Source organism: Hoeflea sp. (assembly GCF_984452065.1).
In genome coordinates this window covers 1-4,168 of the sequence record NZ_CFHWAF010000223.1, presented here as the reverse complement: position 1 = coordinate 4,168, position 4,168 = coordinate 1, and the positions used below count along the sequence as shown (strand labels likewise).

General features: G+C 60.1%; 7 protein-coding genes. All 7 read left to right on the top strand.

Annotated elements, in window-relative coordinates; genetic code table 11:
• A partial coding sequence (locus tag AC5E6N_RS23575) for a cbb3-type cytochrome c oxidase subunit I (protein WP_491750092.1) occupies positions 1-873 on the top strand: 873 nt, incomplete at its 5' end.
• Between the two features lie 61 nt (positions 874-934).
• Positions 935-1,870, top strand: a complete 936-nt coding sequence (locus AC5E6N_RS23570; protein WP_491750091.1) for a heme o synthase — start codon at positions 935-937, stop codon at positions 1,868-1,870.
• 2 nt (positions 1,871-1,872) lie between these two features.
• Positions 1,873-2,025 (top strand): cytochrome c oxidase system small membrane protein, encoded by a 153-nt coding sequence (locus tag AC5E6N_RS23565; RefSeq protein WP_491750090.1) that lies wholly within the window; start codon positions 1,873-1,875, stop codon positions 2,023-2,025.
• Positions 2,026-2,035: 10 nt separating this feature from the next.
• Positions 2,036-2,644, top strand: coding sequence for a cytochrome c oxidase assembly protein (locus AC5E6N_RS23560; protein ID WP_491750089.1), 609 nt, complete (start codon positions 2,036-2,038; stop codon positions 2,642-2,644).
• A gap of 56 nt (positions 2,645-2,700) precedes the next feature.
• A complete protein-coding gene (locus AC5E6N_RS23555; RefSeq protein WP_491750088.1) occupies positions 2,701-3,579 on the top strand; it encodes a cytochrome c oxidase subunit 3 in 879 nt (292 codons plus the stop codon).
• Between the two features lie 72 nt (positions 3,580-3,651).
• Positions 3,652-4,038, top strand: a complete 387-nt coding sequence (locus tag AC5E6N_RS23550) for a DUF983 domain-containing protein (RefSeq protein WP_491750087.1) — start codon at positions 3,652-3,654, stop codon at positions 4,036-4,038.
• A partial coding sequence (locus AC5E6N_RS23545; RefSeq protein ID WP_491750093.1) for an SURF1 family cytochrome oxidase biogenesis protein occupies positions 4,013-4,168 on the top strand: 156 nt, incomplete at its 3' end. The genes AC5E6N_RS23550 and AC5E6N_RS23545, both read left to right, overlap by 26 nt.

Here is a 4,168-nt window from a genome sequence, read left to right as displayed (position 1 = left end):
GGCGGCGGCGACCCGATCCTGTTCCAGCATCTGTTCTGGTTCTTCGGCCATCCGGAGGTGTATATCCTCATCCTTCCGGCCTTCGGCATCGTCAGCCATATCGTCGCGACCTTCTCGCGCAAGCCGGTCTTCGGCTATCTCGGCATGGCATACGCCATGGTGGCGATCGGCGCGGTCGGCTTCATCGTCTGGGCGCACCACATGTATACGGTCGGCCTGTCGCTCGACGCACAGCGCTACTTCGTCTTTGCGACCATGGTGATCGCGGTGCCCACCGGCGTTAAGATCTTCTCGTGGATCGCCACCATGTGGGGCGGATCGATGACCTTCCGCACACCCATGTTGTGGGCGCTCGGCTTTATCTTCCTGTTCACCGTCGGTGGGGTGACCGGCGTGCAGCTCGCAAATGCCGGCCTCGATCGCGCCATGCACGACACCTACTACGTCGTCGCGCACTTCCACTACGTGCTGTCGCTGGGCGCCGTTTTCGGCATCTTCGCCGCCTGGTATTACTGGTTCCCCAAGATGACCGGCTACATGTACAACTCGTATCTCGCCAAGGCGCATTTCTGGGTGATGTTCATCGGCGTGAACCTGGTGTTCTTCCCGCAGCACTTCCTGGGTCTCGCCGGCATGCCGCGCCGCTACATCGATTATCCCGATGCCTATGCCGGCTGGAATGCCGTGTCTTCCTACGGCTCCTACCTTTCCGCGATCGGCGTGCTGATCTTCCTCTACGGCGTGTGGGAGGCCTTCGCCAAGAAGCGCGAAGCCGGTGACAATCCGTGGGGCGAAGGCGCAACAACGCTCGAATGGAAACTGAGCTCGCCGCCGCCTTTCCACCAGTGGGAACAACTGCCGCGCATCAAGTAACCCATGCCGGAGCCGCAAGAGCGGCTCCCGGCAGCATCTTCAACGGACATTCGAACGCGAAATGGCAATCACCGGTGAACATGAAGCACTGAATGCAGCCGAGACCGGTCTCTCCGAGGCGGGGCCGGGCGACTATTTCGCGCTGCTCAAGCCGCGCGTCATGTCGCTTGTCGTCTTCACCGCTCTGGTCGGTCTGCTGATTGCGCCCGGATATGTCCATCCCTTTATCGGCGCGGTCGCTATCCTGTGCATCGCGGTCGGGGCCGGCGCATCGGGCGCCCTGAACATGTGGTTCGATGCCGATATCGACGCGGTCATGTCGCGCACGGCCACGCGGCCGATCCCGTCGGGACGCATTGAGCGCGGCGAGGCGCTGACGTTCGGTCTGATCCTCTCGGGCTTTTCGATCATCACGCTCGGGCTGATCGTCAACTGGCTCTCCGCCGGTCTTCTGGCATTCACCATTTTCTTCTACGTGGCCGTCTATACGATGTGGCTGAAACGTTCGACGCCGCAAAACATCGTCATTGGCGGTGCCGCCGGTGCGCTGCCGCCGATGATCGGCTGGGCCTGTGTAACCGGTTCGGTTTCCTGGGAGAGTTTTGTTCTTTTCCTGATGATCTTCCTTTGGACGCCGCCGCATTTTTGGGCGCTGGCCCTCTTCAAACAGGGTGACTACAGCAAGGCCGGTGTGCCGATGATGCCGAACGTCGCCGGCGTCGAATCCACCAAACGGCAGGTTTTCATCTATGCGGTTGCGACCGCGCTTGTCGGGGTGCTGCCCTATTTCATGGGCTTTGCCGGGGTCATATACGGTGTTCTGTCGGCCGGGCTTGGCCTTGGCTTTGTCTGGTACGCTTTTCGTGTGTTGCGCATGCCGCCTCAGGATACATCCATGAAGGCGGCAAAGGCGATGTTCGGCTTTTCGCTGATCTATCTCTTCGGTCTGTTCGCGATCCTGCTGGTCGATGGCTTCATCGCGAGCATTGGAGCATGAGCATGGTCGAGCGCATAGAACTGACAGACAGGCAAAAGCGCGCCCGCCGGCTCCGTTCCATCGCGCTTGCGCTGGTGCTGGCGGCGCTGGTGGTGATTTTCTATATTGCGACGATCTTCAAGTTTGGGCCGGCGATCCTGGATCGGGCATTCTGAGGAAGCGGTTATGAGCAAAGAGTCAGCAGACCAGAAGACCAGAAAACCGGCGAGCAACCCGCGCGTCGTCGGCATCTGCCTCGGTGTCGTCCTTGGCATGGCCGGCATGTCCTACGCGGCCGTGCCTCTTTATGAACTCTTCTGCCAGGTCACCGGATATGGCGGAACGATACAGCGCGTCGAGCAGTATTCCGATGAAATACTCGACCGGAAGATCACCGTGCGTTTCGACGCCAACACGTCCGGAAGCCTCAACTGGGATTTCAAGCCGCAGCAGCGCGAGGTCGAGTTGCGCATCGGCGAGACCAGACAGGCATCTTACATCGCCATCAATACCGGACCGACAACGTCATCCGGCCAGGCAACCTTCAACGTCACGCCGCAATCGGCCGGTGCTTATTTCAACAAGATCGAGTGTTTCTGCTTTACCGAGACCGAACTGGCATCCGGCGACAGCCTGGACATGCCTGTCGTGTTTTTTGTCGATCCCGAGATCGTCAACGCGCCGGAGACGCGCAGCATCAACGCCATAACGCTGTCCTATACATTCTTTCCTCTCGACAAGGAGGAGCCGGTGGCGAGTGCCGCCGCGCTTGAGGGTGAGGAAAAAGGCGGCTAATTGAAACTTTGCTGTGGAGACGCAGCCGCGAAGAAGAGGCAAATCGGGGATTTTAAATGGCTGACGCGCACGAAAAGAACCACGATTATCACATAATCGACCCCAGCCCCTGGCCGTTCATCGGTTCGGTCGGTGCGTTGGTCATGGCGTTTGGCGCCATCATCTATATGCGCGACCTGGCGGGCAGTTCGCTTGATATATTCGGTATGGAACTGGCCAGCCCCTGGCTGTTCTTCATCGGCCTGCTCATCGTGCTCTACACCATGTACGGCTGGTGGTCGGATTGTATCAAGGAGAGCCATGAAGGACACCATACGCCGGTGGTCTCGCTGCATCTGCGCTATGGCATGATCATGTTCATCGCCTCGGAGGTGATGTTCTTCGTCGCCTGGTTCTGGGCATTCTTCGACGCCGCCATCTATGCCGGCGAAGCCGCGCAGGTGGCGCGTGTGGAGCATACGGGCGGACAGTGGCCGCCGGTCGGGATCGAGGTGCTCGATCCCATGCACCTACCGCTCTACAACACCATCATCCTGCTTCTGTCCGGAACGACCGTGACCTGGGCGCACCATGCTTTGCTTCACGGCAACCGCCGGGGCCTGATCCAGGGCCTCGTGCTGACGGTTGCACTCGGCGTGCTGTTCACCTGCGTGCAGGCCTACGAATATGTCGTGGCACCGTTCGCCTTCAAGGATTCGATCTACGGCGCGACCTTCTTCATGGCGACCGGCTTCCACGGCTTCCACGTTCTGGTGGGCACGATCTTCCTGATCGTCTGCCTGATCCGGGCGGCAGCGGGCGATTTCACGCCGAAGAAACATTTCGGTTTCGAGGCAGCGGCCTGGTACTGGCACTTTGTGGACGTCGTCTGGCTGTTCCTTTTCTTCAGCATCTATGTGTGGGCTTCGTGGGGCGCGGCGATCTACGCCCACTGACGAAACCAAATACGATCGGGGAAGGGGGCGCGGACCGGCTGGCACGCGCCCCGTTTCATTGGAGCCCGGCAAATGAATGACAAGGACGAGGCACTCTATCCGCCGGTCGACCCGTACGCATCGGGTCTCACCGGGCGTTGCCCGCGCTGCGGCGAGGGCCGGCTGTTCTCCGGCTATCTTCGGCTGGCGAAATCCTGTAGCGTTTGCGGCCTGGACTACGATTTCGCGGATGCGGGCGACGGTCCGGCGGTTTTTGTCATCCTGCTCATCGGTTTTCTGGTCGTCGGGCTGGCGCTGTGGCTGGAGGTCAGCTACGGCCCGCCGCTCTGGTTGCATCTGTTGCTGTGGATACCGCTCAGCGTCGCGCTGTGCCTTTGGTTTTTGCGAGCGCTCAAGGGCGTGCTGATCAATCTCCAGTACAAGCACAACGCCCATGAGGGCGAATTGGACAATGGCTGATCAAACCGGGCAGGCAGGCATGTCGCTCCGCAGCATCGTGCTGCTGCTGGTCTTCGCCTTTCCGGCGTTCGTTGTCCTGCTCATGCTCGGCAACTGGCAGGTCAATCGGCTGCAGTGGAAAGAAGATCTG